The sequence below is a fragment of the uncultured Sphingopyxis sp. genome (genome assembly GCF_900078365.1).
Taxonomy (GTDB): domain Bacteria; phylum Pseudomonadota; class Alphaproteobacteria; order Sphingomonadales; family Sphingomonadaceae; genus Sphingopyxis.
Genome location: NZ_LT598653.1, coordinates 3151811 through 3176722, shown reverse-complemented (window position 1 = coordinate 3176722; position 24912 = coordinate 3151811). Strand labels below are relative to the sequence as shown.

25 protein-coding genes and 1 other RNA gene are annotated in these 24912 nt (G+C 67.4%); 10 read left to right on the top strand and 16 right to left on the bottom strand.

What is annotated here, in order from left to right:
* Positions 1 to 35: 35 nt before the first annotated feature.
* The 4 genes from QZL87_RS14745 to QZL87_RS14730 are packed head-to-tail and all read right to left on the bottom strand — an operon-like array spanning position 36 to position 2681.
* Positions 36 to 716, bottom strand: coding sequence for a hypothetical protein (locus QZL87_RS14745; RefSeq protein ID WP_295320767.1), 681 nt, complete (start codon positions 714 to 716; stop codon positions 36 to 38).
* 12 nt (positions 717 to 728) lie between these two features.
* Positions 729 to 1556 (bottom strand): TPM domain-containing protein, encoded by an 828-nt coding sequence (locus QZL87_RS14740; RefSeq protein ID WP_295320765.1) that lies wholly within the window; start codon positions 1554 to 1556, stop codon positions 729 to 731.
* Positions 1553 to 2077 carry a TPM domain-containing protein gene (locus QZL87_RS14735; RefSeq protein WP_295320763.1) on the bottom strand — a complete coding sequence of 175 codons (525 nt, stop codon included), beginning with the start codon at positions 2075 to 2077 and terminating at the stop codon, positions 1553 to 1555. The genes QZL87_RS14740 and QZL87_RS14735 overlap by 4 nt, the downstream gene beginning before the upstream one ends.
* Before the next feature lies 1 nt (position 2078).
* Positions 2079 to 2681: a LemA family protein gene (locus tag QZL87_RS14730; protein ID WP_295320761.1), complete on the bottom strand. Its 603-nt coding sequence runs from the start codon at positions 2679 to 2681 to the stop codon at positions 2079 to 2081.
* A 117-nt stretch (positions 2682 to 2798) separates the two neighbouring features.
* Between QZL87_RS14730 and mscL the strand changes: the two genes are divergently transcribed.
* Both mscL and ssrA read left to right on the top strand, forming a co-directional pair.
* Positions 2799 to 3215, top strand: a complete 417-nt coding sequence (mscL, locus tag QZL87_RS14725) for a large conductance mechanosensitive channel protein MscL (protein ID WP_295320760.1) — start codon at positions 2799 to 2801, stop codon at positions 3213 to 3215.
* Between the two features lie 28 nt (positions 3216 to 3243).
* Positions 3244 to 3599: a transfer-messenger RNA gene (gene ssrA, locus QZL87_RS14720) on the top strand.
* 207 nt (positions 3600 to 3806) lie between these two features.
* Here the strand turns inward: ssrA and QZL87_RS14715 are convergent.
* Together QZL87_RS14715 and QZL87_RS14710 are read right to left on the bottom strand one after the other, a co-directional pair.
* Positions 3807 to 4646 carry a BON domain-containing protein gene (locus QZL87_RS14715; RefSeq protein ID WP_295320758.1) on the bottom strand — a complete coding sequence of 280 codons (840 nt, stop codon included), beginning with the start codon at positions 4644 to 4646 and terminating at the stop codon, positions 3807 to 3809.
* 149 nt (positions 4647 to 4795) lie between these two features.
* The gene (locus QZL87_RS14710; RefSeq protein ID WP_295320756.1) at positions 4796 to 5206 is read right to left on the bottom strand and encodes a helix-turn-helix domain-containing protein; all 411 of its coding nucleotides are present in this window, start codon (positions 5204 to 5206) and stop codon (positions 4796 to 4798) included.
* 69 nt (positions 5207 to 5275) lie between these two features.
* On the opposite strand from QZL87_RS14710, the gene QZL87_RS14705 reads away from it, so the two are divergent.
* The gene (locus QZL87_RS14705; RefSeq protein ID WP_295320754.1) at positions 5276 to 5896 is read left to right on the top strand and encodes a cation transporter; all 621 of its coding nucleotides are present in this window, start codon (positions 5276 to 5278) and stop codon (positions 5894 to 5896) included.
* 183 nt (positions 5897 to 6079) lie between these two features.
* On the opposite strand, the gene QZL87_RS14700 is transcribed toward QZL87_RS14705, so the two are convergent.
* The 3 genes from QZL87_RS14700 to QZL87_RS14690 are packed head-to-tail and all read right to left on the bottom strand — an operon-like array spanning position 6080 to position 10264.
* Complete coding sequence (locus QZL87_RS14700) at positions 6080 to 7483, bottom strand: efflux transporter outer membrane subunit (RefSeq protein WP_295320752.1); 1404 nt, start codon at positions 7481 to 7483, stop codon at positions 6080 to 6082.
* Positions 7480 to 8604 (bottom strand): HlyD family secretion protein, encoded by a 1125-nt coding sequence (locus QZL87_RS14695; protein WP_295320750.1) that lies wholly within the window; start codon positions 8602 to 8604, stop codon positions 7480 to 7482. The genes QZL87_RS14700 and QZL87_RS14695 overlap by 4 nt, the downstream gene beginning before the upstream one ends.
* Before the next feature lies 1 nt (position 8605).
* Positions 8606 to 10264 (bottom strand): MFS transporter, encoded by a 1659-nt coding sequence (locus QZL87_RS14690; protein ID WP_295320748.1) that lies wholly within the window; start codon positions 10262 to 10264, stop codon positions 8606 to 8608.
* A 265-nt stretch (positions 10265 to 10529) separates the two neighbouring features.
* Between QZL87_RS14690 and QZL87_RS14685 the strand changes: the two genes are divergently transcribed.
* Entirely contained in the window at positions 10530 to 11918 is a 1389-nt protein-coding gene (locus tag QZL87_RS14685; protein ID WP_295320745.1) for an exopolysaccharide biosynthesis polyprenyl glycosylphosphotransferase, read from the top strand.
* A 9-nt stretch (positions 11919 to 11927) separates the two neighbouring features.
* Here the strand turns inward: QZL87_RS14685 and QZL87_RS14680 are convergent, their stop codons facing one another.
* The 3 genes from QZL87_RS14680 to QZL87_RS14670 are packed head-to-tail and all read right to left on the bottom strand — an operon-like array spanning position 11928 to position 15158.
* On the bottom strand, positions 11928 to 12929 hold the full coding sequence (locus QZL87_RS14680) for a polysaccharide pyruvyl transferase family protein (protein ID WP_295320742.1): 1002 nt from the start codon (positions 12927 to 12929) through the stop codon (positions 11928 to 11930).
* Positions 12926 to 14407: a lipopolysaccharide biosynthesis protein gene (locus tag QZL87_RS14675; RefSeq protein ID WP_295320740.1), complete on the bottom strand. Its 1482-nt coding sequence runs from the start codon at positions 14405 to 14407 to the stop codon at positions 12926 to 12928. Before QZL87_RS14675 ends, QZL87_RS14680 begins: the two co-directional genes overlap by 4 nt.
* Positions 14397 to 15158 carry a glycosyltransferase family 25 protein gene (locus QZL87_RS14670; protein WP_295320738.1) on the bottom strand — a complete coding sequence of 254 codons (762 nt, stop codon included), beginning with the start codon at positions 15156 to 15158 and terminating at the stop codon, positions 14397 to 14399. Before QZL87_RS14670 ends, QZL87_RS14675 begins: the two co-directional genes overlap by 11 nt.
* 230 nt (positions 15159 to 15388) lie before the next feature.
* Between QZL87_RS14670 and QZL87_RS14665 the strand changes: the two genes are divergently transcribed.
* Genes QZL87_RS14665 through QZL87_RS14650 form a run of 4 tightly spaced genes read left to right on the top strand, consistent with a single transcriptional unit; the run spans position 15389 to position 19432 of the window.
* Positions 15389 to 16258 carry a glycosyltransferase family A protein gene (locus QZL87_RS14665; protein ID WP_295320737.1) on the top strand — a complete coding sequence of 290 codons (870 nt, stop codon included), beginning with the start codon at positions 15389 to 15391 and terminating at the stop codon, positions 16256 to 16258.
* Positions 16258 to 17223, top strand: coding sequence for a glycosyltransferase family A protein (locus QZL87_RS14660; RefSeq protein WP_295320735.1), 966 nt, complete (start codon positions 16258 to 16260; stop codon positions 17221 to 17223). Before QZL87_RS14665 ends, QZL87_RS14660 begins: the two co-directional genes overlap by 1 nt.
* Positions 17220 to 18137, top strand: coding sequence for an endonuclease/exonuclease/phosphatase family protein (locus QZL87_RS14655; protein WP_295320732.1), 918 nt, complete (start codon positions 17220 to 17222; stop codon positions 18135 to 18137). Before QZL87_RS14660 ends, QZL87_RS14655 begins: the two co-directional genes overlap by 4 nt.
* Complete coding sequence (locus QZL87_RS14650) at positions 18134 to 19432, top strand: outer membrane beta-barrel protein (RefSeq protein ID WP_295320730.1); 1299 nt, start codon at positions 18134 to 18136, stop codon at positions 19430 to 19432. Before QZL87_RS14655 ends, QZL87_RS14650 begins: the two co-directional genes overlap by 4 nt.
* Positions 19433 to 19518: 86 nt before the next feature.
* Here the strand turns inward: QZL87_RS14650 and QZL87_RS14645 are convergent, their stop codons facing one another.
* Genes QZL87_RS14645 through QZL87_RS14635 form a run of 3 tightly spaced genes read right to left on the bottom strand, consistent with a single transcriptional unit; the run spans position 19519 to position 21985 of the window.
* On the bottom strand, positions 19519 to 20253 hold the full coding sequence (locus tag QZL87_RS14645) for a serine acetyltransferase (protein ID WP_295320728.1): 735 nt from the start codon (positions 20251 to 20253) through the stop codon (positions 19519 to 19521).
* The gene (locus QZL87_RS14640; protein ID WP_295320725.1) at positions 20253 to 20816 is read right to left on the bottom strand and encodes a polysaccharide biosynthesis/export family protein; all 564 of its coding nucleotides are present in this window, start codon (positions 20814 to 20816) and stop codon (positions 20253 to 20255) included. Before QZL87_RS14640 ends, QZL87_RS14645 begins: the two co-directional genes overlap by 1 nt.
* A complete protein-coding gene (locus tag QZL87_RS14635; RefSeq protein WP_295320723.1) occupies positions 20813 to 21985 on the bottom strand; it encodes a glycosyltransferase in 1173 nt (390 codons plus the stop codon). The genes QZL87_RS14640 and QZL87_RS14635 overlap by 4 nt, the downstream gene beginning before the upstream one ends.
* 184 nt (positions 21986 to 22169) lie before the next feature.
* Between QZL87_RS14635 and QZL87_RS14630 the strand changes: the two genes are divergently transcribed.
* Together QZL87_RS14630 and QZL87_RS14625 are read left to right on the top strand one after the other, a co-directional pair.
* Positions 22170 to 23330: an acyltransferase gene (locus tag QZL87_RS14630; RefSeq protein WP_295320721.1), complete on the top strand. Its 1161-nt coding sequence runs from the start codon at positions 22170 to 22172 to the stop codon at positions 23328 to 23330.
* A gap of 37 nt (positions 23331 to 23367) precedes the next feature.
* Positions 23368 to 23649, top strand: coding sequence for a hypothetical protein (locus QZL87_RS14625; RefSeq protein ID WP_295320718.1), 282 nt, complete (start codon positions 23368 to 23370; stop codon positions 23647 to 23649).
* A gap of 68 nt (positions 23650 to 23717) precedes the next feature.
* Here QZL87_RS14625 and QZL87_RS14620 read toward each other — a convergent pair whose 3' ends face one another.
* Positions 23718 to 24890, bottom strand: a complete 1173-nt coding sequence (locus tag QZL87_RS14620; RefSeq protein ID WP_295320716.1) for a glycosyltransferase family 4 protein — start codon at positions 24888 to 24890, stop codon at positions 23718 to 23720.
* Between the last annotated feature and the right edge of the window lie 22 nt (positions 24891 to 24912).

Sequence of the window (24912 nt, the reverse complement as noted above, 5' to 3'; positions counted from 1 at the left end):
CCACGCGGCTTCGCCGCTCGCAATGACGATACCGGCTATAATTCGATCAGCCGGTCCGGAAGCTCGTTCGGATTTTCGCTGCCGCGCGGGAAATGTTCGGCGAGCACGAGGCCCATCTGGCGCACGGCTTCGGCCATGCCCTCGCCGGGCTTGCCCGCGCGCACGCGCTCGATCAGCGCCGCCATCGCATCGCCCCACACACCGGGCGCGACCTTCGCGGCGATCGCCTCGTCGGCGACGATGTCGGCGCGATGCTCCTTCAGGCTGAGATAGAGGAGCACGCCGGTGCGCCCCGTGGTCTTGCCCTCGGTCCCCACCTTGAACAGGTCGATCGCGCGCGCGCGCACGCGCTCGGCCCTGATGCTGCGCGGGGTCAGCGCCATGCGCAGCGGGCGCCACAGCAGGATCAGCCACATGCCGATCCATTTGAGGACGCCGACCGCGATCACCGTGCCAAGCCATTGATTGGCCGTCAGTTCGTGCCCCCAGCCGCCGGTCAGCCGGTCGTAGAGGGTGCGATAAAATTCGGGGAAGAGCGCGACGATCGACATGGCGAGGAAGGCGATAATGCTCGCCCAGACGAGCGCGACATCGTCATAGTCATTGGATTTCCCCGCGACGACGGTGACGATCTCGCCGCTCGTCTGCGCCTCGGCCGCCGCGACCGCGGCGGTGACGATGTCGTGGTCGGCTTCGCTGACATGGCTGACTTTCATAGGCCCGCTCCCTTACCAGCCGCCCGAGGCGCCGCCGCCGCCGAAGCTGCCGCCGCCGCCCGAGAAACCGCCGAAGCCGCCGCCCCCGAAGCCGCCGCCTCCGCCCCACGACGACCCGCCGCCACCGCCGCCCCAATTGCCCCAGTCATCGTCGTCGCCCCAGATGATGATCGGCGCGGCGCCCCATGGCCCGCCCTTGCGCCGCTTGCGGCCGCGCCGCGAGCGGCTCGACAGCCAGGGGATGACGAAGAAGATCAGGATGATGAAGCCGATGAAGAAGAGGCCGCCGAAATCGCCGTCGTCGGCGCGGTCGCGTTCGGCCTTGTCGGCGGCGGCGGCGCGCGCCGCGGCCTCCTCGGGCGTCAGCTGGATCTGCTCGGCGATCGCGTCGACGCCGTCCTGAATGCCACCGGGATAATCATTCGCCTTGAACTTCGGCGTCACGACATCGCGGATGATCCGGCCCGACAAGGCGTCGGTGAGGACGGGTTCGAGACCATAGCCGACCGAGATGTTCATCCGCCGCTCGTTCGGCGCGATCAGGAAGACGACCCCATCATCCTTCTCCTTGTCGCCGATCTGCCACTCGCGGCCGAGCCGGTAGCCATAATCCGAAACATCATGGCCTTCGAGGTCGCTGACCGTGGCGACGACGAGCTGGTGTCCGGTCTTCTGCTGGAGTTCCAGAAGCTGCGTATTGAGCGCGGCTTCCTCGGCCGCGGGGATGATGTCGGCCTGATCGACGACCGGATTGCCCGCGAGCTTGGGGAAGCTCTGCGCGGTCGCGGGTGCGGCAAGCAGCGAAAGGCCCAGCGCCCAGCCGAGCAGAAGCGACCTCATTCGGGGTCTCCCGTTTGCGCGGCGATGGCGTCGATTCCGGTCGCAAGACCTCCCGCATAGTCGCCCTGCTCGAACTGCGGCGTCATTTCACGGATCACGGCGAGCGCCTTGTCGTCGGTCAATATCTTTTCCATGCCGGTGCCGGTCGCGATCCGCATCTGCCGCTCGTTCGGAGCGACGAGAATGACGATGCCGTCGTCATGGTGCTTCCGGCCGATCGCCCAACGACTGCCAAGGCAGGTTCCGAAATTATCGACCCGTGCGCTGTGCAGGCTCGGCGTCGTCGCGACGACCATCTGGTGTTTCGTTCGCGTTTCATACCGGGCCAGACGATCGGACAAGCGCGCCTCTTCCTCGCCGGTCAATATGTCCGCCGCGTCCGTTACGCGGCCAGCAAGCATCATCCGGGGAACGCCGTCGCAGGCGGCTGTTTCCTTCGCGGTGGCTGGCTCCGGCGCGGCCGTGCATCCGCTCGCGACCAGCAGGATCGCGAGTGGAGCGGCAAGAACGGTGCGGCCCACCTTATTGCCCGAAATCGACCTTCGGCGCCTGATTGGCGTTGGGCGTCACCGCGCGGTATGGCGTCATCGGCTCTGCGCCATGGACGATCTTGGCGCCGATGATGTCGGGGAAGGTGCGGATCGTCGTATTATAGTCCTGCACCGCGGCGTTATAATCCTGCACCGACACGTTGATGCGGTTCTCGGTGCCCTCGAGCTGGGTCATCAGGTCGGCGAAGCGCGCCTGGCTCTTGAGGTCGGGATATTGCTCGACGGTGACGAGCAGGCGGCCGAGCGCGCCCGACACATTGCCCTGCGCCTGCTGGAACGCCTGAACCTTTGCGGGGTCGTTCAGATCGTCGGTGCTGAGCTTCACCTGCGTCGCCGACGCGCGCGCCTGGATGACGCCTTCGAGCGTCGATTGCTCGATATTGGCGGCGCCCTTCGCGGTTTCGACGAGGTTGGGGATCAGGTCGGCGCGCCGCTGATAGGCCGCCTCGACATTCGCCCATTTGGCCTTGGCCGCTTCTTCCTTGGTCGGGACGCTGTTGATGCCGCAGGCGGACAGGCTCATCGCGGCGACGGGCAGGATCAACCAGCGGGCGTTACGATAGGTCATGGTCATCAGGCTCCCTCCGGCGGCGTTTTGCCGCAACAATACACATAATAGGATCGCGCTTGCCTTTGTGCAATCGTCGCGGCAGTTTCCGGCCCTAGGCTCAACAATCCGGGGTACGGCAAGATGCTGAATGAGTTCAGGGAATTTATCGCCCGCGGCAATGTCATCGACCTCGCGGTCGGCGTCATCATCGGCGGCGCGTTCGCGACGATCACCGGCTCGCTGACCGAGGATCTGATCATGCCGCTGGTCGGCTGGATTTTCGGCGGAGTCGATTTCTCGAGCCAGTTCATCCTGCTCGGCAGCGTTCCCGACGGCATCGCTGCGACCGACTATGCCGCGCTTAAAAAGGCCGGGGTGGCGATGATCGGCTATGGCGCCTTCATCACCGCGGTGATCAACTTCCTGATTCTGGCCTGGATCATCTTCCTGCTGGTCAGGATGGTGAACCGCGTGATCCGCAAGGGCCCCGACGCGCCTGCGGGGCCGACCGAAGTCGACCTGCTCACGGAAATCCGCGACGAGCTGAAAAGGAAGTAGTTCGCCATCCGCGACGAAACGCCCGCCCGCTCTTCCCAAGCGCGGGCGGGCTTCCTATATAGGAGGTGCCGGTTTCGACCGGCTATGAGGATAAATGGTGTCGTGGAATAGACACAGCGGACCCGGGGGCAGTACCCGGCGGCTCCACCACAAACCCGCGTTTCATCGATGGGCGCGCGGGTTTCTGACGGGGCCGAACCAGGATCGACGTGTGTTCAAAGACGATGTTTTCTTCCGGGCTGAGTAACCCGTTCAAGGCTCAAAACTATAAGTGCTAACGATAACGAAGCACTCGCTCTTGCTGCCTAACCGATAAGCCTCACGGCCTAAGGTTAGACAAATAGAACGCGGTTCGGACCGAACCGGGCAACAGAATCGGATACCAGCGGCTGGGGACGAGCCGGGCAACAGAATCGTCCCACCTTTCCTTTCCGTCGTTCTCTTGATCCTCCCTGTCGCGAAGCGATGGGGAGGGGGACCGTCCGCGAAGCGGATGGTGGAGGGGCCGCGACGTCGCGCCATTGCCCCTCCGTCAGCGCTTCGCGCTGCCACCTCCCCATCGCTTCGCGGCAGGGAGGATTTGGTTGCTTGTCAGCTGCCCTGCGGCGCGAAGGACGCGCTGTCGACGCGCAGATTGTTCTGCACATGCTTCACGCCCGTCACATCGTCGGCCAGATCCTCGGCGCGGCGCTTGGCGCGCTTGCTGTCGACATGGCCGTCGAGCGTGACTTCGCCGTCCGCCACGCTGACGCCGATGCGCGAGGCGTCGATCCAATAATCCTCGGTCAGCCGGTCGTTCACATCCTCGCGGATGCGGTCGTCCGAGCGGACATAGTCGGCGGGGCCGCGTCCGCGATGGTCGCGCTCGCGGCGGCGTTGCGCTTCCTCGTCGCCGAACCACGACAGCAGCTCGTCGCCCGCGCGCTCGAAAAAGCCGCGCTCGTGGCGCCCGCGCGGCGGAGTGCCGGCGGGGCCATAGGTCGATCGGCCGAAATCGGCGGCGCCATAGGGGATATAGGTCGGCCAGCCATAGGGGTCGGCATATCCCATATAGGTCCAGGCCGACTGGCGCTCATATTCGTCGCGCCGGTCGCGGGCGGCGCGATAGCGATCCTCTTCACGGTCGCGATGGCGCTGATCGTCGTCCCAATAGCGCCGCGCGCCATAGGTGCGATTCCAGTCGTTTCCGGCATAGTCGCGCGGGCGGTCGGCGCTGTAATGGCTTCGTTCGGTGCGCTCGCGCCCGCCGCGGTCATGGTCGCCATAACGCCGTGTCTCGCGCGGGCCGAATCCGGCTTCGGGATAGCCGCCATAGGCATAGCCGCCGTCGTCGCTGCGGCTCGTTTCCCAATCATAGAGCGGTCCCGACTGCGTCTCGCGATCGCCGGTTTCGTCGCGGCTGCCGCGATCTCTGTTCGTCTGCCTTTCCACTTTCCGTCTCCTCGTTTCGCTTGGGGGAGCGGTTGGCAGGCGCGTGGGGGACGACGCCCCCAACCTGTCCGACTGACGCGTGCCCCGGATGCAAGTTCCGGCGCATTCGACGAACCGAGTGGAAAAGGGTGAGCGGCGTCGCGTCGCCGTCAGTGCGGGCTTTCGCAGCGGCTGTGATCGCCGAGCGCCTCGATGACGCGGCAATCGGCGGCGGCTCCGCCGCGGCAGCGCCCGACGATGCGCGTGAGCTCGTCGCGGAGCAGGGTGAGCTGCGTGATCTTCGCCTCGACCTGCTTCAGATGCGCGGTCGCGATCCGGTCGGCCTCGCCGCAGTCGCGCGTCGGATCGTCCGACAGGTCGAGCAGCGAGCGGATCTCCTCGATCGTGAAGCCCAGTTCGCGTGAATGGCGCACGAAGCTCAGCCGCGACCGGTGCGCCTCGCCATAGCTGCGATAATTGGCCGCGGTGCGCGCCGGCGCGGGGAGCAGGCCGATGCGCTCATAATAGCGGATGGTTTCGATATTCGTGCCGGTGGCACGCGACAGCTCGCCGATCTTCATCGCTTGACCCTGTAGTTGCTACAGGGTCCATATAGGGTGCCGACTCGAAGATGACAGGAGATTTCGGCGATGGCCGATCAATGCTGTGCCGGCAAAAGCGGCAAGACCGCGCTCAATGACCCCAAGTGGCGGCGAATCCTGTGGTTAGCGCTGCTGATCAACGCCGTGATGTTCGGCGTCGAGATCGTCGCGGGCGTCGCGGCGGACTCACGCGCGCTGCAGGCCGACGCGCTCGATTTCCTGGGCGACAGCGCCAATTATGCGATCAGCCTCGGCGTCGCGGGCATGGCGCTCGCATGGCGTGCGCGCGCCGCCTTGCTGAAGGCGGCGACGATGCTGGCCTTCGGGCTTTGGGTGTTCGGGGCGGCGGTGTGGGGCTTCGTCGCCGGATCGGCGCCGCATGCCGAGACGATGGGGGCGATCGGCGCGCTCGCGCTCGCCGCCAATGTCGCGGTCGCGCTGATGCTCTATCGCTACCGGACGGGGGACGCGAACATGCGTTCGGTGTGGATCTGCTCGCGTAACGACGCGATCGGCAACCTCGCGGTGATGGGCGCGGCGCTGGGTGTGTTCGGCACGGGGCGCAGCTGGCCCGACCTCGCCGTCGCGGCGATCATGGCGGGGCTCGCGATATGGGGCAGCCTCGAGGTGTTCCGGCAGGCGCGGGTCGAACTTGCGGCCGAAATCTAAGGGTTGTGGGGATTCGGGTCGAATATTCTCTCTTCGCTATAAAAAAGCCATGTGCTCCCGCGAAGGCGGGAGCCCATCTCCGGTCGGTGCAAGATGGAGCCGGCCGGAGATGGGTCCCCGCCTTCGCGGGGACGCACGGCTTTTACATATAGGGAAAGGATTCGACCTGAATCCCCACAAACCCTAGATTTCGGGGGCGCAGGGCGCGTCGGGCGCTCCGCAGGGCGCCCACCCGCCGCCCATCGCCTGAAACAGCTGGACGCGTGCGGTGAGCGCGTCGGCGCGCAGCTGGACCAGCGACAATTCGGCGCCGAGCAGCCCGCGCTGCGCGTCGAGCTGTTCGAGATAGGGCGAATAGCCTTCGCGGTAGCGGTTGGTCGCGAGGCGCAGCCCTTCGGCGAGCGCGTCGCGCTGCGACTGCGCGAACAATAGCTGCTCGTCGATCCGCCTGACCGCCGCGAGCGCATCTTCGACCTCGCGGAACGCGGTGAGCGCGGCGCGGCGATAGGCGAAAGCCGCCTGGTCCCGCTGCGCCCCTGCCGCATCGGCCTGCGCGGTCAGGCGGCCACCCTGGAAGATGGGTGCGAGGATGCTGCCGCCGACCGACCAGATGGTGATCGGATCGCCGAGCAGCGTCGAAAAGGCCGCACCCGCCGCCGAGGTGAGACGCACTTGCGGGAGGAAACGTTTGCGCGCTGCCGCGAGATTCTTGTCCGACGCCGCGAGCTGATATTCGGCCTGCGCGACATCGGGCCGGCGGCGCAACAGTTCGGAGGGCAGGCCGCCGGGGATCGCGGGCACGGTCAGGCGATCGAGGGGAACACCGCGATCGATCGCGCGCGGCGTCTCACCGACGAGCAGGCTCAACGCATCTTCGGTGCGCGCGATTCCGAGCTCGAGCTGCGGGACGATCTGCGCGGTCGCGTCATATTCGGCCTGCGCCTGTTGAAGTTCGAGCTTGGGCGAATAGCCCGATCCGACGCGCGATTTCGTGATCCGCAACGATTCGGAACGCGCGCGCACCGTTTCGCGCGCGACCGCGAGCCGCGCGTCGAGGCTGCGCAGCACGACATAATTGTTCGCCACCGCCGCAGCGACCGACAGCCGCACCGCGTCGCGCGCCGCTTCGCTCGCGAAAAAGGCGTCGCGCGCGGCCGATCGCTGGTCGGCGAGGCGGCCGAACAGGTCGACCTCATAGGCGATCTGGACTTGCGGCTGGGCGAAGCTCTGTTCGGCCGGCTGGCCGAAGGCGTTCACCGATCGCGACCGTCCGGCGCCGAGCGTCGCGTCGATCGCGGGCAGGGTCTGCGCCCGCGCCAGCGCGACATTGGCGCGCGCCTCGCGCACGCGCGCCGCGGCGATGCCGACGTCGCTGTTATGGGCGAGCGCCTTTTCCACCAGCGCCGCCAGCGCCGGGTCGCCGAACGATTGCCACCAGCCGTCTTGCAGCGGCGCGGCGCCGCCCGCTTCGGTTCGCCACGCGGCGGGCGGCGCGACGGGCGCGACCTCGGTGAGCGCGACATTCGGCCCGGCGCAGGCGGTCAGCGTGCCTGCCAGCACGGCGATCGCGAAGGGCGCTATCCTCACCGCCGCGATCCGCCGCTGGTGTCGACGCGTACCTCGACCGACATGCCCGGCCGCAAGCGTTTCGCCAGCGGCTGCCCGTTGTCGATGGCGATCCGCACCGCGATGCGCTGCGCGACCTTGACGAAATTGCCGGTCGCATTGTCGGCTTTCAGCACCGCGAATTCGGACCCCGCCGCCGGCGACAGATTCTCGATCCGCCCGGTGAGTTCGGCGCCGCCGAGCGCGTCGACGCTGAACCGCGCCGGCTGGCCGACCGCCATATCGCTCGTCTGGGCCTCCTTGAAATTGGCGATCACCCAGACATTGTGCGGCACGACCGACAGCAATTGCGTGCCCGCGGTGACATAAGCACCCTGGCGGACGCCGATTTCGGAAAGCTGGCCGTCGGCCGGCGCGCGGATGACCGTATTGTCGAGGTCGATCTGCGCGAGGCGAAGCTGCGCCTTCGCCGAGGCGACGGCGGCTTCGAGCCCGGCGCGGCCGACGACGACGGTCCGCACGTCCTGCGTCCCGATCGCGCGACTGGCGCGCGCCTGTTGCAGCGAGGCCTGCGCCGCGAGCAACGCGGCGCGCGTCTGGTCGAACTCGCGGGTCGAGATCGAGCCGTCGGCGACGAGCGTGCGCGCGCGGCGCATGTCGGCCTCGGCCCGGGCGAGCTGGGCTTGCGCGTTGGCGATGCCCGCATTCTGGCTATCGGTGGCGACCTCGCGCGACCGCTGCGCCTGCGCCGAATTGGCGAGCGCGGCCTGCTGCGCCGCGACATTCGCTTCGGCCTGCGCGACGCGCGCGCGATAAATGCGGTCGTCGATCGTCGCGAGTGTCTGTCCCGCCTTCACCTCGGCGAAATCCTGGACAAGGACGCGGGTGACATAGCCGCTGACCTGCGGGCTGATGATCGTCACCCGCCCGCGCACATAGGCATTGTCGGTCTTTTCCGCCCAGCCGGCGAAGGGCGGCAGCTTCCAGGCGTAAAGGATCGCGAGGATCGCGGCGAGCGCCGCCGCGACGATGACGATCACGGCCGTGCGCGACTTGGCGGGCGGGCGCCACGACGACGGCGGCGGATCGATCTGCGGCTCGTGCGCCTCGGCATCGGGCGTCGCTTTCGGCTCTTCGCTCATCTCATTGCCCCTGCTGCGCCTGCGCCTGAAGGCGCTGCACCAATAATATCACCGGCGACGGTTCGTTGCGCCGGCGAACCGACCGGCTGATCATGAAGCCCCAGATCGTCATCAGGATCGCCAGGACCCCGACCAGCAGGAAAACATCGTTGTACGCGAGGATGTTGGCCTCGCGCGTGACCTGCCGGCTCAGCAGCGCGGCGCCTTCGGCATGGCGCAGCACCGGATCGCCGATCGTTCCGGCGACCGCGCGGCTCCCTGCACCCAGCCGCGCCGCGACGAGCGGATCGGTCGCGACGATGTCCTGGACCAGTTCGTGCGAATGATATTTCTCGCGCACCGTCTGGAACGTGCCGAGCAGGGTGCTGCCGGCAAGGCCGCCGATGCTCTGGCTGAGGCTGAACAGCACGACGAAGCTGATGAAATTCTTGCCGCCCGCGAGCAGCGTGCGCGCGATGCCGATCACCATCGCCTGCGCGAGGAAGAGCAGGGAGGCGAAGCCGATCAGCGCCTGGCTGATATAGAAGCTGCTCGGGCGCGTGAGGTTGTTCGAACTGGCATCCATGAACGATCCGATCACGATCAGCACGACCGCGATGATGATCGGCCGCGACAGATTGTCGGGGCGGAAGGTCAGCACCGCGGTCGCAAGACCGGCGATCGAGGCGAGCACGACGATCAGGTGCAAGGTGACCATCTGGTCGTTGATCATGCCGACGACGGTGAGGAAGCCGACCGATCCGAACGCCTGTTCGGACAGCAGGATGCGGACCGACGCGGCGACCGCGAACAGCCGGAGCATCTCGCGGCTGCCCAGCCAGCGGGTGTTGATGAGCGGGTTACGGCGATGATGTTCGACGAGCACCGCCGCGGCGATCAGCGCGACGCTTCCCGCGAGCGCCCAGCCCATCCAGGCGCGTTCGGTCCACCATTGGATGCGGCCCTGCGATAGTACCGCGATCAGCAGCCACAGTCCCGGCGCGAGCAGGGCGAAGGTCGCGAAGTCGAGCGGCTCGAAGACCTTCTCGCGCTCGCTGGGCGGCAGCGGCTGCGCCATCACCGCCGCGAGCGTCGCCAGCGCCAGCCCGAATTCGAACCAGTAGAGATTGTGCCATTCGCCCCAGACGAGCAGCCCCGGCGACAGGATGCGCGCGAGCGGCGTCGCGATCTGCGGGATGCAGATGCCGATCATCACCGCGGCGAGCCGCTTGGGCGCCGGAAGCGCCTGGAAGAAATAGAGAATGGTCAGCGTCGTCAGCCCGCTCGCCGCGACCCCGCTCATCGCCCGGACCGCGACCGAGGTCCAGAAATCATGGATGAACAGGTGCATCAGCGTCGTCACGGCATAGGCGACGAGCGTGTAGCGGATGAAGGGCTGGAGCCCGAATTGCTGACGATATTTGACCAGCAGCAGGTTCGCCGTGACGTTGGTCATGAAATAGGCCGCGGTCAGCCAGGCGGCCTCGTCGCTGTTGAGCCCCAGCGTGCCCTGCGCGAAATTGAGGTTCACGGTGACGAGCGCGTTGCCGAGCCCGCCCGTGATCCCGATCAGGCAGCCGATGAGGAAATAGCGCAGCCGGCGCCGGCCGGGATGGTCGGGGTTGGCGGGCGATCCCGGCAGCGTCGGCCGTTCGTGCGGTTTGAAGACATAGTCCGCCATCGCGTGCTAGGTCCTGCCGGTGGTCGACACGGCACCCAACCGGCTGTGGCGAGTCGGATCAATGGACATGCCGCTTCCTTAATCCATTGCCGGGGCGCTGACAGCCTATTCGGATGGATAACGCGACCCAAACCTTCCGCCAGACGTCTTCCGCACGGATCATCCTGTATCCGGCACGAGCCCGCGCTGGCGGCTTGTATTTCTCTCCACCCCGGACATGTTGCATCGCAACAAGATTGCGTGCTTCAGGGAGTCTCCCCATCCCATGACCAAGATCGACCTGGCGCTCCAGGGCGCGCCCGTCCGGACGCCGCTCGCGAAAGCGGCGCGACGCGACGCCAAAATCTGGCTCTGCCTCGCCCTGATGGGGCTCGACGCGGTGGCGCTGATGGCGGGCTTTGCCGTGACGCTGATCATCGAAGCGCCGCGGAACATCTCGGACGGGCTGCTCACCGCGATGTTCGGCGCGCTGCTCGTCCACGCGGCGATCGCCTTTCAGAACCAGGCCTATAACCCGCGCTGCCTGACGCGGCCGCTCAAGAGCTGCCGTCAGACGCTGATTTCCTTCGCGACGACGCTGCTCGTCTTCCTGCTCGCCGCCTTCTCGCTGCGGTTGACGGGAGAGGTGCCGCGTTTCGCCCTCGGCATGGGCATGGTGACCGCGGTGACGCTGCTCGTCGCCCAGCGGCTGCTCGTCTGCCATGTCGTGCGCCGCGTTTTCGGTGAGCTAAGCGCGGAACTGGTGATCGTCGACGGGGCGAACCTGCCGCCGGCCTATCTGAAGCGCGACATCATCGACGCGCGCGCGTCGGGGCTCCGCACCGATCTCGACGATCCCTATATGCTCGACCGGCTCGGCACGGTGCTGCAGGATTACGACCGGGTGACGATCGCCTGCGCGCCCGAGCGCAAGGTCGAATGGGCCCGCGCGCTGAAGGGCGTGAACATCCTCGGCGAGATCGTGATGCCCGAGATCGCCGAACTGGGGCCGCTGACCACGCGGCAAGCGGGCGGGGTGACGACGCTGGTCGTGTCGTGGGGCCCGCTCAACCGCGCCAACCGGGTCAAGAAGCGCGCGCTCGACCTCGCGGTGACGATCCCGGCGCTCTTCGTGCTGGCGCCCTTTCTGATGCTGGTCGCGATCGCGATCAAACTCGATTCGCCGGGACCGGTGTTTTTCCGGCAGGAGCGGATGGGGCGCGGCAACCGCATTTTCCGCATCCTCAAATTCCGCAGCATGCGCGTCGAGGCGACCGACGCGAACGGCGCGCGCTCGGCGAGCCGCGACGATGACCGGATCACGCGCGTCGGCAAATTCATCCGCGCGACGAGCATCGACGAGCTGCCGCAGCTGATCAACGTGCTGTCGGGCGAGATGAGCCTCGTCGGGCCGCGCCCGCACGCGCTCGGCTCGACCGCCGGGAATGAGCTGTTCTGGCGGGTCGACAGGCAATATTGGCATCGCCACGCGCTCAAGCCCGGCATCACCGGGCTCGCGCAGATCCGCGGTTTTCGCGGCGCGACCAACACGAAGCGCGACATCGTCAACCGGCTGGGCGCCGACCTCGAATATCAGCAGGGCTGGTCGCTGCTGCGCGACGTTTCGATCCTGGTGCGCACGGCGCAGGTGCTGATCCACCGCAACGCCTATTGAGGCAAACCCTCAGCCATCGACGATCTGCGGCGCGACGCTGGCGAGCGCGGTTTCGAAAGCCTCGGCGCGGCCGCTCGCGCGCATCAGCCCGCCATAGTCGCCGGTCCATTGATCGGCGAAACCCGCGACCTTGCCATAGCTGTTGTCGAGCAGCACATGCGGGATGTCGAGCAGCAGGGAGAGGATATGCGCGTGGAGCCGGTCGGTGACGACCAGCTCGCCGATGGACAGCATCGCGAGCCCGCGCTGCAGCCGCCATTCGGCGAGGCGCTGTTGCCGCGCCGCGCGCTGCGCCATCGGATCGCGGTTGAAAAGGCGGCCGAGCTTCAGCGACAGGCGCAGGCGGCGCTTTTGGGCGGGGTCTTCTTCGAGCCAGTCGTCGGCGACCACCCCGGCGGGGAGGGCATTGGCGCCGCCGGGTGCCCGCTCATGATCGGTGCGGAGCAGCGCGAAGACGGGCGCGGTCGCCGGGCTGCGCTGCTGGCGGCCAAGCATCAGCGCGGCATCGGGGCAGAGCCGGATCGCGCAGTCGAAATGCCGCTCGGCAAAGGCGAGCGAACGGGCGTCGCGGACGAGCAGGGTGAAGCGGCCGTGATCGCGGATCGCTTCGGCCATCTCGGCCGCGGCGGCGGGGTCGGCATAGTGGATCGACTGCGGCATCTGCACAATCGGGCGACCGCGATGCGTGCGCAGGAGGTGGAGGCGAAAGGCTTCGTGCTTGGGCCACAGCGTTCCCATGTTGCCGCCGCCGTGGATCAGGATTGGACCGTCGCCGATCGCCGCCCGGCACGCTTCGTCGTCGAAATCGGCGATCGCCGAATAATAGGCGGGAAGGCGGTTTCGTTTCCGCAGATAGGCCATCTCGCCGAGCCAGATCGCCGAGTCTCCCACATTGGAATGGTCGGGAAAATCGACGAGGGCCAGCCGGCCCGCCGGCAGCGCGGCATCGAGCACGCGGGCAAAATGGTCGGCGAGTTCGCCGACGAGCAGGTCGGCGCTTTTCATGGTCATATCGGGCTCTTTCTGAGCTGTCGGGAGAGGGAGAGAAGGCGGCCGCGCCACGTCCCCGAGATGGCGAGCAACGCGATACCGTAAAAGAGCGCCCCGACCGCGGTAAGCAGCAGCAGGGCTTGCCAACCCGCGAGACGGTCGCCGAGCAGCCGCATCGCGACCGCGAGCGCGACGCCCATCAGCGAGGAAGCGACGAGCGGCGGCGCAACCGCGCGCAAGCTGTCGATCGGCCGGATGCCCGACGCGCGGCGGAGCAGCCAGATCTGCATCGGGAGGGTGAGATAGGCGCGCCCGACATAGGAGACGGCGACCGCGAACAGGCCGAAGGGCAGCGCCGCGAGCGTCAAGGCGACGCCGAGCACGAGCTGGGTCGTCGCCAGCGAGATCAGGCTGCGCGATGCGCCGAGCACGCTGAGCGAGGGCGAGGCGAAGAAGTTGAGCGTGAAGGGTAGCGCCATGAAGGCGAAGATCTGCGCGAGCTGCCCCGCCTCGGCCCATTTGGCGCCGAATATGGTCGGGATCGCGATCGGAGCGAGCGCGCCGAAACCGACCAGCGCCGGAAAGGACAGCGCCGACGCGCGCGAAATCATCCAGCGATAGGCGCGGCGCAGTTCGGCGGGATCGTCCTTGACGCGCGCGAGCGTTTGCACCGCGACCTGGGTGAAGGGCTGGATCGCGCCGCGGCCGATCAGCTCGACGGTGCGCCAGGCGGTGCGATAGATGCCGACGGCGGCAAGCCCGATCCCGGCGCCGATCGCCATTTCCTGCACGCGGACGGTGGCGAGGAAGGCGAGCTGGACATAGATCAGGCTGGCGTTCAGCATCAGATTGCCGCGCAATATGGCCCAGTCGAACCGCCAGCCGGGCTTCCAGTCATAGGAGGCGCGTGACAGGATGAGCCCGACGATCTCGGTGACGAGGCGCTGGATCACGAGGCTCCACAGGCCGAGCCCCGCAAAGGCGGCAACCACGGCGGCGGTCCCGCCGATCAGCCCGCCGGCGACCGAGCGCAGCGCGGTGGTGCGGTGCCCGAACTCGCGCAGGCGCAGCGCCATGTGGGTCGCGCCGAAGGAGGAAATCGGCAGCGTCAGGCTCATCACCGCGAGTGGGAGCGCGATGTCCGGCGCACCCATCCAATTGGCGATCGGCTGCGCCAGCGCCATGATCAGCAAGGCGGAGAGGAAGGAAAAGGCCTGCTGCGAGCGATAGATGGTGTCGAGGAAGGCCGGTGTGATTTCGCTCTTGCGCGCGATCGTCTGAACGAGGCCGGCGGTTGCGATGATGCGGAACGCCTCGGCGGTCACCGCCATCACCGCAAAGGCGCCGATGTCCGCCTGCGCCAGCAGGCGCGCGAGGATGACGAAGACGACGAAGGAGAAAATCTGGTCGGACAGGAAGCGCGTCACCGTCCAGCCGATCGAACTGCGGCTGCGTGCGCGTAACCCCTCGTCGAAGCGGGTGGGGAGGTCAGCGTTCAAGCAGGCGCCTCGCTTTCAGCATCCGCATCCGCGCGCGCTCGATCTGGCGCCAAAGTTTTTGCCTTGCCGAATGATAGAGCGGGTCGTGCTTGGGAACGAAGCGCGAATGGCCGATGTCCGAGACGATCGCCGCTTCGAGAATCGGCGCCGGATAGAGCGCGAGATTGGGCAGGCCATGCGCCCACGACCGGTCCATCTCGTCGTCGATCGGGCGGCGGACGGTGCGGCAATGCTCGACAAGCCGCCGCGCGCCTGCGAGGGTGATCGCATAGCCCTGCGTCCCGTAGGCGAGGCCGACCAGCTCGACCACCGCGCGCGAATGCTGGAGGAAGTCGCGCTTGACCACGCGCTGCCACGTCGGCCGCTTGGCATAGAGCCTCAGATAATCGATGCCCTCCGCATGGAGGTCGGTGCGCGCGAGCGGCTCAAGATAAGCCCAGTCGACCACCGTATCGTCCTCGAGGATGATCGCCTGGCGCACGCCGCGACCCACCATGTCCTGCCAGATCGAGAAATGGCTGGCGTAGCAGCCGATCTCGCCCTTGCTCATCGCGCGGCCCTTGTTGCGGCGGATCGCGGTTTCGTCGATCGTCATGCCCGGCGCGGGGCCGGTGCAGGCGTCGAAGAAGCGCCAGGCGAGCGACGTGCCCGCGGCGCGCGCGGCGAAGGCGTGGCGCCGAGCCTCGGCGGATTCGAGCGACACCACCAATATTTCGGCGGTTTCGCCCGATTCGGGCAGGAACTCATCCACGGATATACGTCTCCTATTCACCGTCGCCGCCCTAGCCTGCGCGGGTGCAGAACGGGCGACCGGCCCGACGCGATCCTTGGTAGCGGGCAAACATTTGCGAGCGAAGGCGCGCGGGCTCCGGTCGTCCGGTCAACGGGGCGGCTCGTCTTCGCAGGTGCAGCATGAGGTTGACCCGGATGGGGCGACGACCCGATTGGGATGCCTGCGGGGGCACTTAAACAGGCGAATCCATGTTTGAAGTCGCAGTCGTCATACCCGTATGGAACGGCGAAGCCGTGCTCGGCCGCTGTCTCGACGCGCTCGCGCGCCAGACCTTGCCGCGCGAGGCCTATCAGATCATCGTCGTCGACAACGGGTCGAGCGATGCCACGCGCGAAATCGCGCGAAGTTACGCCGGCGTCGAGCTGCTCGAAGAGCTGCGGCCCGGCTCCTATGTCGCGCGCAACCGCGGCATTGCGCGGGTGCGCGCGCCGATCACCGCCTTCACCGACGCCGATTGCGAGCCCGCGCCCGACTGGCTGGAGCGGGTCGTGCGCGCGGCGGAGGCGAATCCGGGTTTCGGCGTGCTCGCGGGCAAAATCGAGCTGTTCGACGAAATCGCGCCCGAGCGCGAGGTGTTCGGCGATTACGAACGGCTTTTCAGCTTTCCGCAGGCGCATGCGTCACGCGGCAATTGCGCGACGGCCAATTGGGCGAGCGAAACGGCGGTGCTTCGCGAACTCGGCGGGTTCGATGCGGCGCTGAAATCGGGCGGCGATCGCCAGATGGCGCTGCGCATCCGCGAGGCCGGCTATCCGCTCGTCTATGTGCCGGCGATGGTCGTGCGCCATCCGGTGCGCGCGAGCCGCGCCGAGCTGGTGCGCAAGCGCCAGCGGCTGAGCGGCGGGCGCTGGGATCGCACCACCGGACGCCCGCGCCTCGCTCATGTGCTCGGCATCACCGCCGTCGATACGGTGCGACGCTTGCGCCGCGCGGCGATCACGCGCGAACTGTCGCTCCGCCGCCGGCTGGCGGTGATGCTGCTGACGTTGCAGCTCGCCGGGGTGGCGGTGGGCGAGTTCCTCAATCTGGCGGGGGGACGAAAGGCGGCACGCGACTGATGACAAATTCCCGACCCGCTCCGCGCTTTTCGGTGGTGATGCCGCTCTATAACAAGGCTGCGCATGTCCGCGCGGCGATCGAGAGCGCGCTCGCGCAAAGCTTTCCCGCGCATGAGATACTCGTGATCGACAATGGCTCGACCGACGGCGGCCGCGAACTGGCGGCCGCGATCGGGGACGAACGGATCAAGCTGCTCGACCTCGCGGCGCCGGGGCCGGGCGGCTATGCCGGGCGCAATATCGGCATTCGGGCGGCCAGCGGCGACTGGATCGCCTTCCTCGATGCCGACGATCTTTGGGAGCCCGATCATCTGGCGGTGCTTGCCGAGGGCATCGGCGCCGACCCCGACGTGCGTGCCGCGGCGACGCGGTTCGACCATGTCTTCGACGATCGCGTGCAGCCGCAGCGGATCGCGCCGCAGCTCGACCGCGCGCGGAGCCTTGACTTCGCGGACTTCCTTGCGGCGTGGCTCGCGGTGCGCGAATGTCCGATGTGGACCGGAGCGATCGCGATCCGCCGCGACACTCTATTCGACGCCGGGCTCTTTCCCGAAGGACGCGCGGTGCGCGGGGGCGACAAGGATCTGTGGCTGCGCGTGCTCGCGAAGGGCGCGCTGCGTTACGATCCGCGGATCACCGCGCGCTTTCACCGCGACAGCGACAACAAGGTCAGCAAATCGACCACGACGCTCGACCTGCCCTGTCTGGTCGAGACGGCGCGGGCGATGCTCGCCAATGCCGCCGGGCACGAAGCGGCATTGCTGCGCCGTCTGGTCAATCAGGAGATCGCGCATTACGCCCGCTATGCGATGAAATATCCGGGGCGAACGGCGATCCGGCTAAGCGACCTCTATCTCCCCGAAGGGACCGGAACGGCTGCCTTGCTGCTCGCCGCGAAGCTGATCCCCGCACCGCTCCGCCAATCGGGCCATGCCCTGCGCAACCGGATGCGCGCCCGCGCATGATGAAGCTGGTTCGCGTCTTTGGTTCCCTGCTGACTGGTGGGGGGTGTCTCGCTGCGTGGCTGTCGCTCGCGGGCTCACGGGTGCCAGGGTTCGACCTGCTTGCGTCCTTCCTGCCGCTGTTCGGCGCGGCGGTCTTGCTGGGGCTGCTGCTTGCCCGGTGGCGGCCGGGCGCGACGGTCGCCGCGGCCGTGCTGGCGCTGGCACCGGTCGCCATCGGTGTCGCGCCCGAATGGCTGCGCGATATTCCCGCTGCCCCCGCGGACGCGCCGCAGGTTCATGTGCTGACGCACAATGTCTGGAAAGGCAATCCCGACCCCGCCGGCACCGCGCAGGCGATCATCGATGCGAAGCCCGATGTGGTGATGCTGCAGGAGGTAAGCGGCAGTTTCCGGCCGATGCTTGCGGCGCTGGACCAGCATTTCGCCCATGCGGCCGAATGCCCGCGCGGCTGCGACCTCGCCATTTTTTCGCGCTGGCCGATCGCCGATAGCGATTATTTCCTGAAGGATCGGAACGGCCGCAAATTCGGCCCCGCCTTGCTCTGGGCGCGGATCGCGCCGCCGGCTGGAAAACCGTTCAGGGTGGCGACGCTCCATTATCCCCGGCCGACCTCGCGCGATCAGGCGGTGCGCAGGCGCGACGTGGCGCGGGCGCTGGCACGGATCGATCGCGACGCCTTGATCGTTGCAGGCGACATGAACCTGACCCCCTGGGCCGCGGCGATGCGCGAGCAGGACCGCGCCCTTGCCCCGCTCACTCGCATGACGCGTGCGCCCAGCTGGCCGCGCGCCGTTCCCGTGCTGCCGATCGACCATCTTTATGCCGGGCCCGATTGGGGACTGGTGTCGGCGCGGCGATTGTCCGCGACCGGATCGGACCATCGGCCGATCCTCGTGACGCTGGCGCGCCGGTGAAGCGCGTCCTTTCCATCGCGCTGCTCGGCGGCTGCGGCCTGGCGGCGCCCGCGTTCGCGCAGCAATCGGATGCGACCGACGGGCTCGGTTCGGTATCGAGGGAAAACAGCTTCGGGCGCGACCGCAATGTCAGCGTGCTCGAACGCCGCCGCCCCGACTACACGGCGGAGCCGATCCGCGTCGGCTCGCTCGAACTGATGCCGCGCATCGCGGTCGGGGCGGGTTATGACGATAATCTCTATGCGCAGCCGAATGACGAGATCGGCGACGCCTATCTGCGCATCCGCCCGCGCATTTCGCTGGTGCGGCCGTCGCCGGACCTCAAGCTGTCGCTCGAGGGCGAACTCGACCTGCTCCGCTACGCCGACCGGTCGAGCGAAAATGCCACCCAATATGCGGTAAATGCCGGTGCGCTCTATACGATCAGCAAGTCGGACACGCTCGACGTCACGCTGCGCCACGGGCGCTACAGCCAGGAACGCGTCTCGCCCGATAGCCCGACGCAGGCGTCGCGGCCGATCCGCTTCACGCTGAACGGTGGTACCGCGACCTATACGCATGTCTTCAACCGCCTGCGCGTGCGCGGCGTGATCGATGTCGAGAACCGCGATTACAGCGACAGCGTGACGCCGGGCGGCGACCCGATCGATCAGGATTTCCGCGATCATACCAGCTATACCGGCACCGCGATCGGCGAATATGCGCTGAGCCCCAGCGTCGCGCTGTTCGTCGCCGGATCGCTGGGCAAGCGCGACTATCGCGAACGCAGCGGCCCGGTCGCCGCGCGGGATTCCACCGGCTTCGATCTGGCCGCCGGGGCGAGCTTCGAGCTGGGACGCAAGGCGCGCGGCTCGCTCCGCCTCGGCTATCTTCATCAGGATTACAAGGCGGCCGAGTTCGAGGATGTCTCGGGCTTCCTCGTGCGCGGCGAGCTCGCCTATTTCCTGAGCCCGCTGGTGACGATCACCGGCACGGTCGATCGCGGCATCAAGGAAACCGGCGTCAACGGCGCGACGGGCTATCTTGCCACCAACATGACGCTGCGCGCCGATTACGAGCTGCTGCGCAACCTGATCATCAGCGCGGGCGGCGAGCTGGAAAAGCGCGATTTCAACAATATCGACCGGCGCGACGACCGCTGGACCTGGCGCGCCAACGCCTCCTATTTGGTGAGCAAGCGGCTGGCGCTGCGGTTCGACGTGCAGCGGCGCACCCAATCGAGCTGGGGTTTCAACGCCGGCCGCGAATTCACCGACAATCGCATCTCGGTCGGGGTGACCTTCTCGGGATTGTAGATCATAATCGTGGACTGAAGCATTTGAAAATTCCTGTGTCCCCGCGAAGGCGGGAGCACACGGGTTATTCAGTCAAGATGCAGACTCTAATCCCGGTCAGCCGGACTTTGCCGCGACCCAGGGAATGCCCCCTCGCAGGCGGCGAGCAGTTCGGGCGGGGCGAGACGGTTGATATAGCCCGCCGACCCCTGATCGGAGAGCAGCTTCGCCGGGATTCCCCCGACCACGCCGCGCTCGGGCACGTCCTTGGTCACCACCGCATTAGCGCCGATCGCCGCCTCGGCGCCCACGGTGATGCCGCCGATGACCTTGGCCCCCGACCCCAGAAAGCTGCGGTCGCCGATCACCGGCGCGCCGCGCCGGCCGCCGCGGTTCATATAGCCGAGCACGACGCCGTGGGTGATGTTGACATTGCTGCCGAGCACCGCGTCGCCGTGAAAATAGAAGCCGCCGAAACGGTTGAGGAACAACCCCGGCCCGATTTCCATATATTCGGGGATCGCAAAGCCATATTTGTAGCGCGCGCGCAGCAGCAGCCATTTGGCGAGCGGATAGAGACCGAAGGCCTTGGCCGGTTTCAGCTTGAGCCAGCCGGTCGTGCGCATCAGCACGGTATATTTATACCCCGGGGTGAAGGCATAATGCCGCGCGAAGGCGCCGAAGCCGGTGCGGCCGGCGTAACGATAGAGGTCGGCGGCGAGCAGCGCCTTGAGCTTGGCGAAGCTCACCGGGCAACCGCGCAGGTGCGGCTTGCCGCTGTCCTCCGAAACGGACTCCTCGAATGCCGGAGCGGGGGCGAGCGATGCGCTGGCGATGTCCATCAGAAATAACGCTCGCCGAAACGGATCGTGTCGCCGGGGAGCACGGGGAAATCGGCGGTCAGCTCATATTCGCGCTCGCCGGCCTCGCCCGCGCGCTTCAGGAAGACGCGCTTTTCGTTGGCGCGATAGGTAAAGCCGTCGGCCTTGGCGACCGCGCCGCGGACGGTCAGACCCTGCGTATAGGGATATTCGCCGGGCTTGTTGACTTCGCCGAGCACATAGACGGGCCGGAAACTCGCAACCTGGACCGAAACTTTGGGCTCGAGCAGATAGCCGTCGCCGAGCTTCGCCTCGATCGCCTTCGACAGTTCATCGGTCTGGAGCCCCGCGGCCTTGACCTCGCCGATCAGCGGAAAGGCGATCGTACCGGCGGGCGACACTTCGAAATCGCCGGTCAGCGTCTCTTCGCCAAAGGTCGCGATCTTGACCTTGTCGCCGGGCGAGAGGCGGAAGGCTTCGGCGGGCGGCGGCGCGGCGCCGCTACCGGCGAGCGGCGCTTGCCCGGCGCACGCGCCGAGCATCGCGAGCGCGCCCGCCAATGCGATCTGCTTATGCCATTTCATGAGCTCACTCCCGGACTTGATGCTGCAATGTTCGTGAATCGGGTCGGCGCGGCGAGCACCGCCTCGATCCGGGCCCAATAATGAGCGGCCGCCTGCTCGACGCCGTAGGCGAGCGAGCGGGTGCGCGCGCGGGCGCCGCATTCGCCGCGATGCGGTTCGGCGAGCACCCGGTGCAAGGCGGCGGCGAAGGCGGGCACATCATCGGTCGGCACCAACGCGCCCGCATCGACATCGATCCCGCCGGTGACGCTCTCGCGCGGCCGGTCGGCCAGAATCTCGGACGGGCCGGAGGCGCAATTGGTCGCGACGACGGGAACGCCGCACGCCATCGCCTCGACCAGCCCGTTCGGGAACCCCTCGGCATTGGAGGGCATCGCATAGGTCCGCGCGCGCGCGACCACCGCGAAGGGATTGGCGACGAAGCCGGGCATATCGACTTGGCCCGCGATGCCGAGCGACGCGGCGAGCGCCTCCAGCGCGCCGCGCTCGGGCCCTTCGCCGAGGATGACGAGCCGCTCCGGCGGCGCGGCCTTGGCATAGGCGCGCAGCAGCAGCGGAAAATTCTTGTTGGGAACGAGCCGTCCGGCGGCGACGATATAGGGTGCGGCGGGGGTGAAGGCGGGCGGCTCGGCGGCCAATTCGGCGATGCGCCGATGATCGACCGGATTGGCGATCGCCGACATGCGGCTTCGCGCCACGCCGAAATGGGCGGCGAGATCGTCGACGACCCCTTCGGACACCGCGATAACGTGCGCCGCGCGCGGATAGACGAGACGCACCATCGCTTTCGCCGCGAACGCATCGCCAAGATGGGCGCTGGTGTTGACCCGTTCGCTGATCAGCCACGGCCGCCGGCGCCCCGCCATCGCCCAGCCATTGGCGATATTGGCGCGGGTAAGGAAGCTGAGCGTCGCGTCGGGTGCCAGCCGCCGGGTCAGCGCGCGTAGCTGGGTCAAGCTCGGCAGCAATTTATGCCGGGCGTCGAGCTGGTGAACCTCGACCCATTCGGGAATATCATAGGCGCGCGGTTCGTCGTCGAGCAGCGCGAGATGGATGTCGTAGCGCGCGCGCCATGGCTCCGACCCGCCGAGCAAGGTCGCGAGCACGCGCTCGGCGCCGCCGCCCGCGAGCGAGTTGATCGCGAACAAGATCCGCTTTCGGTGCAGCATGATTCCTCGTTGGGGCCTGGCGCGGAATGCGCTTCGGAGGAACCCTTACCACGCCGATTTGTTGCAGCGCACACAGGCGCGCCCGCTTCATCGTCCCGAGGGGGCAACTGGCCGATTCGAGCGGGTTTCGCGCGGCGAGACGTCTATCACCAGCGGCACCGATGAAGCTTTGCGGAGATGAGTAATGGACATTCGGCGCGTCGAGTGTCTGGACGGCTTGCGCGGCGTCGCGGCGCTCTGGGTGCTGCTCGGACATATGATGATCCTCACCGGTTTCCGGCTGCCGTTGATGAGCAAGCCCGACCTCGGCGTCGATCTGTTCATCCTGCTCTCGGGCTTTCTGATGATGTTCCAATACCGGCTGCGCGCGGGCCGCGAGGACTGGACCGTGCCCGGCACCTGGGCCGCCTTCTGGACGCGGCGCTTTTTCCGGCTGGCGCCGCTTTTCTATGTCACGCTCGCCGCCGCGCTGATCGCGGGACCGGCGATCTATGAGGGCCGCGTCGCGATCGACAGCTTCCTCGGCCAGTCGCTGCAGCCGCCCGAACGCTATCTCGACGGCAGTCTCACGAACATCGCGCTGCATCTGAGCTTCCTGTTCGGATTGCTGCCCGATTATGCCTTTCGCACCCCGCTGCCCGACTGGAGCCTCGGGCTCGAGATGCAATTCTATCTGCTCTTTCCGTTCCTGGTATTGCTCGGGCGACGGTTCGGCTGGATCGCGTCGGCGCTGGTCGCGGCGGGGGGCGGGGTGGCCGTCGCGCTGCTCGCCGGGGCGGCGGGCCTCGACTATCCGATGCCGTCCTTCCTGCCGTTGAAGCTCCAGCTTTTCCTCGCCGGCATGTTGATCGCCGCCGGTGCGGACGAGAGCCCTGCGCGGCTGTGGACGCGCCTCGGCGCGGCGATGCTGCTCGCCGCGATCCCGATCGGGGGCGAGCAGGACGTGCCCCATTTCGTGGTTCGCGAGCTGCTGGTGTTCGGCTTTTTCGCGCTGGTTCACCTGCGCTCGCTCGGCGTCATCGGATTGGTTTCGCGGCTGTTCGGCAGCCGGCCCTTCTATTGGCTGGGCGAGCTTTCCTATGGGACCTACCTGATCCACCTCCTCATCCTCCAGCCCGTCGCGGCGGCGGTGATCGGGCGGTTCGGCACCGGGCTCGGCGCGGTCGAGCGTTTCATCTTGACCGGCGCGATCGTTGTGCCCGCGACCTATGCCCTTGCCTTTGTGACCTATAAGCTGGTCGAGCTGCCAGGGCAGCGGCTCGGGAAGGCGGTCATCAAACGAGCTGCCGGGCGCGGCACCCCGCGCGCGCATCAGACCGTGCCCGAAAAGATCGCCGCGCCGTGATGACCGGGCGCTGTCCGCATTCAATGGAGGTTATTCGATGGATCGACGAACATTGCTGACGTCAATCGCCGGCGCCGCCACGGCGAGCGCCTGCACCCGGCGCGACGACGATGACGCCGGGGCCGGCCGCACCGGCCGCCCAACCTTGGCGATCGAGTCCGAAGCGCCGGGCCGCTGGCGTATCCGCAGCTGGCAATGGCGCGCCGGCGCATGGCGGCCGCGGATCGCCCAGGCACGGACGGCCGATGGCAAGATCGAAATCAGCGGCGCGATCGACGCCGCCGACCGGGCCGAGGTGATCGCCCGGCTGCGCGCTTAAGGGCGCGATCACCTTTGTCTGAATAAGCCGTGTGCTCCCGCAAAGGCGGGGACACGGCTATTTCAGCCCTAACCCCCCGCCGTTCCCGGGGTGGCGGAAGGGCGCGGAACCGGCCGGCGCGGCGCAAGCGCGGCGCGATAGACTTCGAGTGTGTCCGCCGCCGCCTTGTCCCAGCTGAAGCGTTCGCGGACGGTGTCGCGATCGACCTGAAAGCTGGCGCAATCCGCATTCAGCCGCGCGGTGAGTTCGGTGACGTCGCCGACGGGAAAATAATTCGCGGGATCGAGCCCGATGTCGAGATTGGCCGGGATGTCGCTGAGCAGCATGCGCGCGCCGCAGCTCGCCGCTTCGAGCGCCGCGATCGGCAGGCCTTCGTGATAGGAGGGCATCACGAACAGCGCGCAATGTTCATAGAGGCATTTCAGCGTCGCGCGCGACTGGACGCCCGCGAAGATCACGCGGTCGCTGGCGCGCGCGAGGAGTTCACGCGCATATTCGCTTTCGTGATCGGCCGACCCGGCGATCACCAGCTTGGCGGTGCAGCCCGACCGTTCATAGGCGTCGATCAGGTCGTGCAGGCCCTTTTCGGGAACGAGGCGCGCGACGGCGAGGAGGAAGTCGCCGCCTTCGATCCCCAGCCGCTCGAATATCAGCGCGGGATCGGCATCGCCGGGCAGGTCGGACGTGCCGTTGGGGATATAGGCGATCCGCTCCGCGCGCTCGGGAAAGCTCCGCCGCAATTGCGCGGCGAGCGAGGGGGACACGGCGATGACCCGATCGGCGAAGCTGAGCGCCAGCCACTCGCCGGCGCGCAGCGCGCCGCGCGCGAGCGGGCCCCATTTGGCGCGATGATAATCGGTGCCGTGGTGCGTCACGACGACTTTCAGGCCGATCAGCCGCGCGACCGGCGCCAGCAGGCCGGGACCGATCGCATGGATATGGACCAGCCCGGCGCCGCGCCTGCGCGCCGACAGGACGGCGAGGAAGGTCGACACGATCGCCTCGAAATGCTGCGAGCGCGGGCAGGGGATGCCGACGATCTCGACCCCGCGATGCTCGGCCCTGAGCTCGGGCAGATAGGGCGCGCGGCCGAGCACGACCGAGCGGTGATCGGGCCACAGCGCCTTGATCCGCGGCAGCAGTTCCTCGCAATGGCTTTCGATCCCGCCCATGACGTGCGGGAAGCCGCGAAGGCCGGTCACGCAAATGACGGGCGACCCCGCGCGATCGCCGGAAGACATATTTGTCCGTTGCAGCATCATA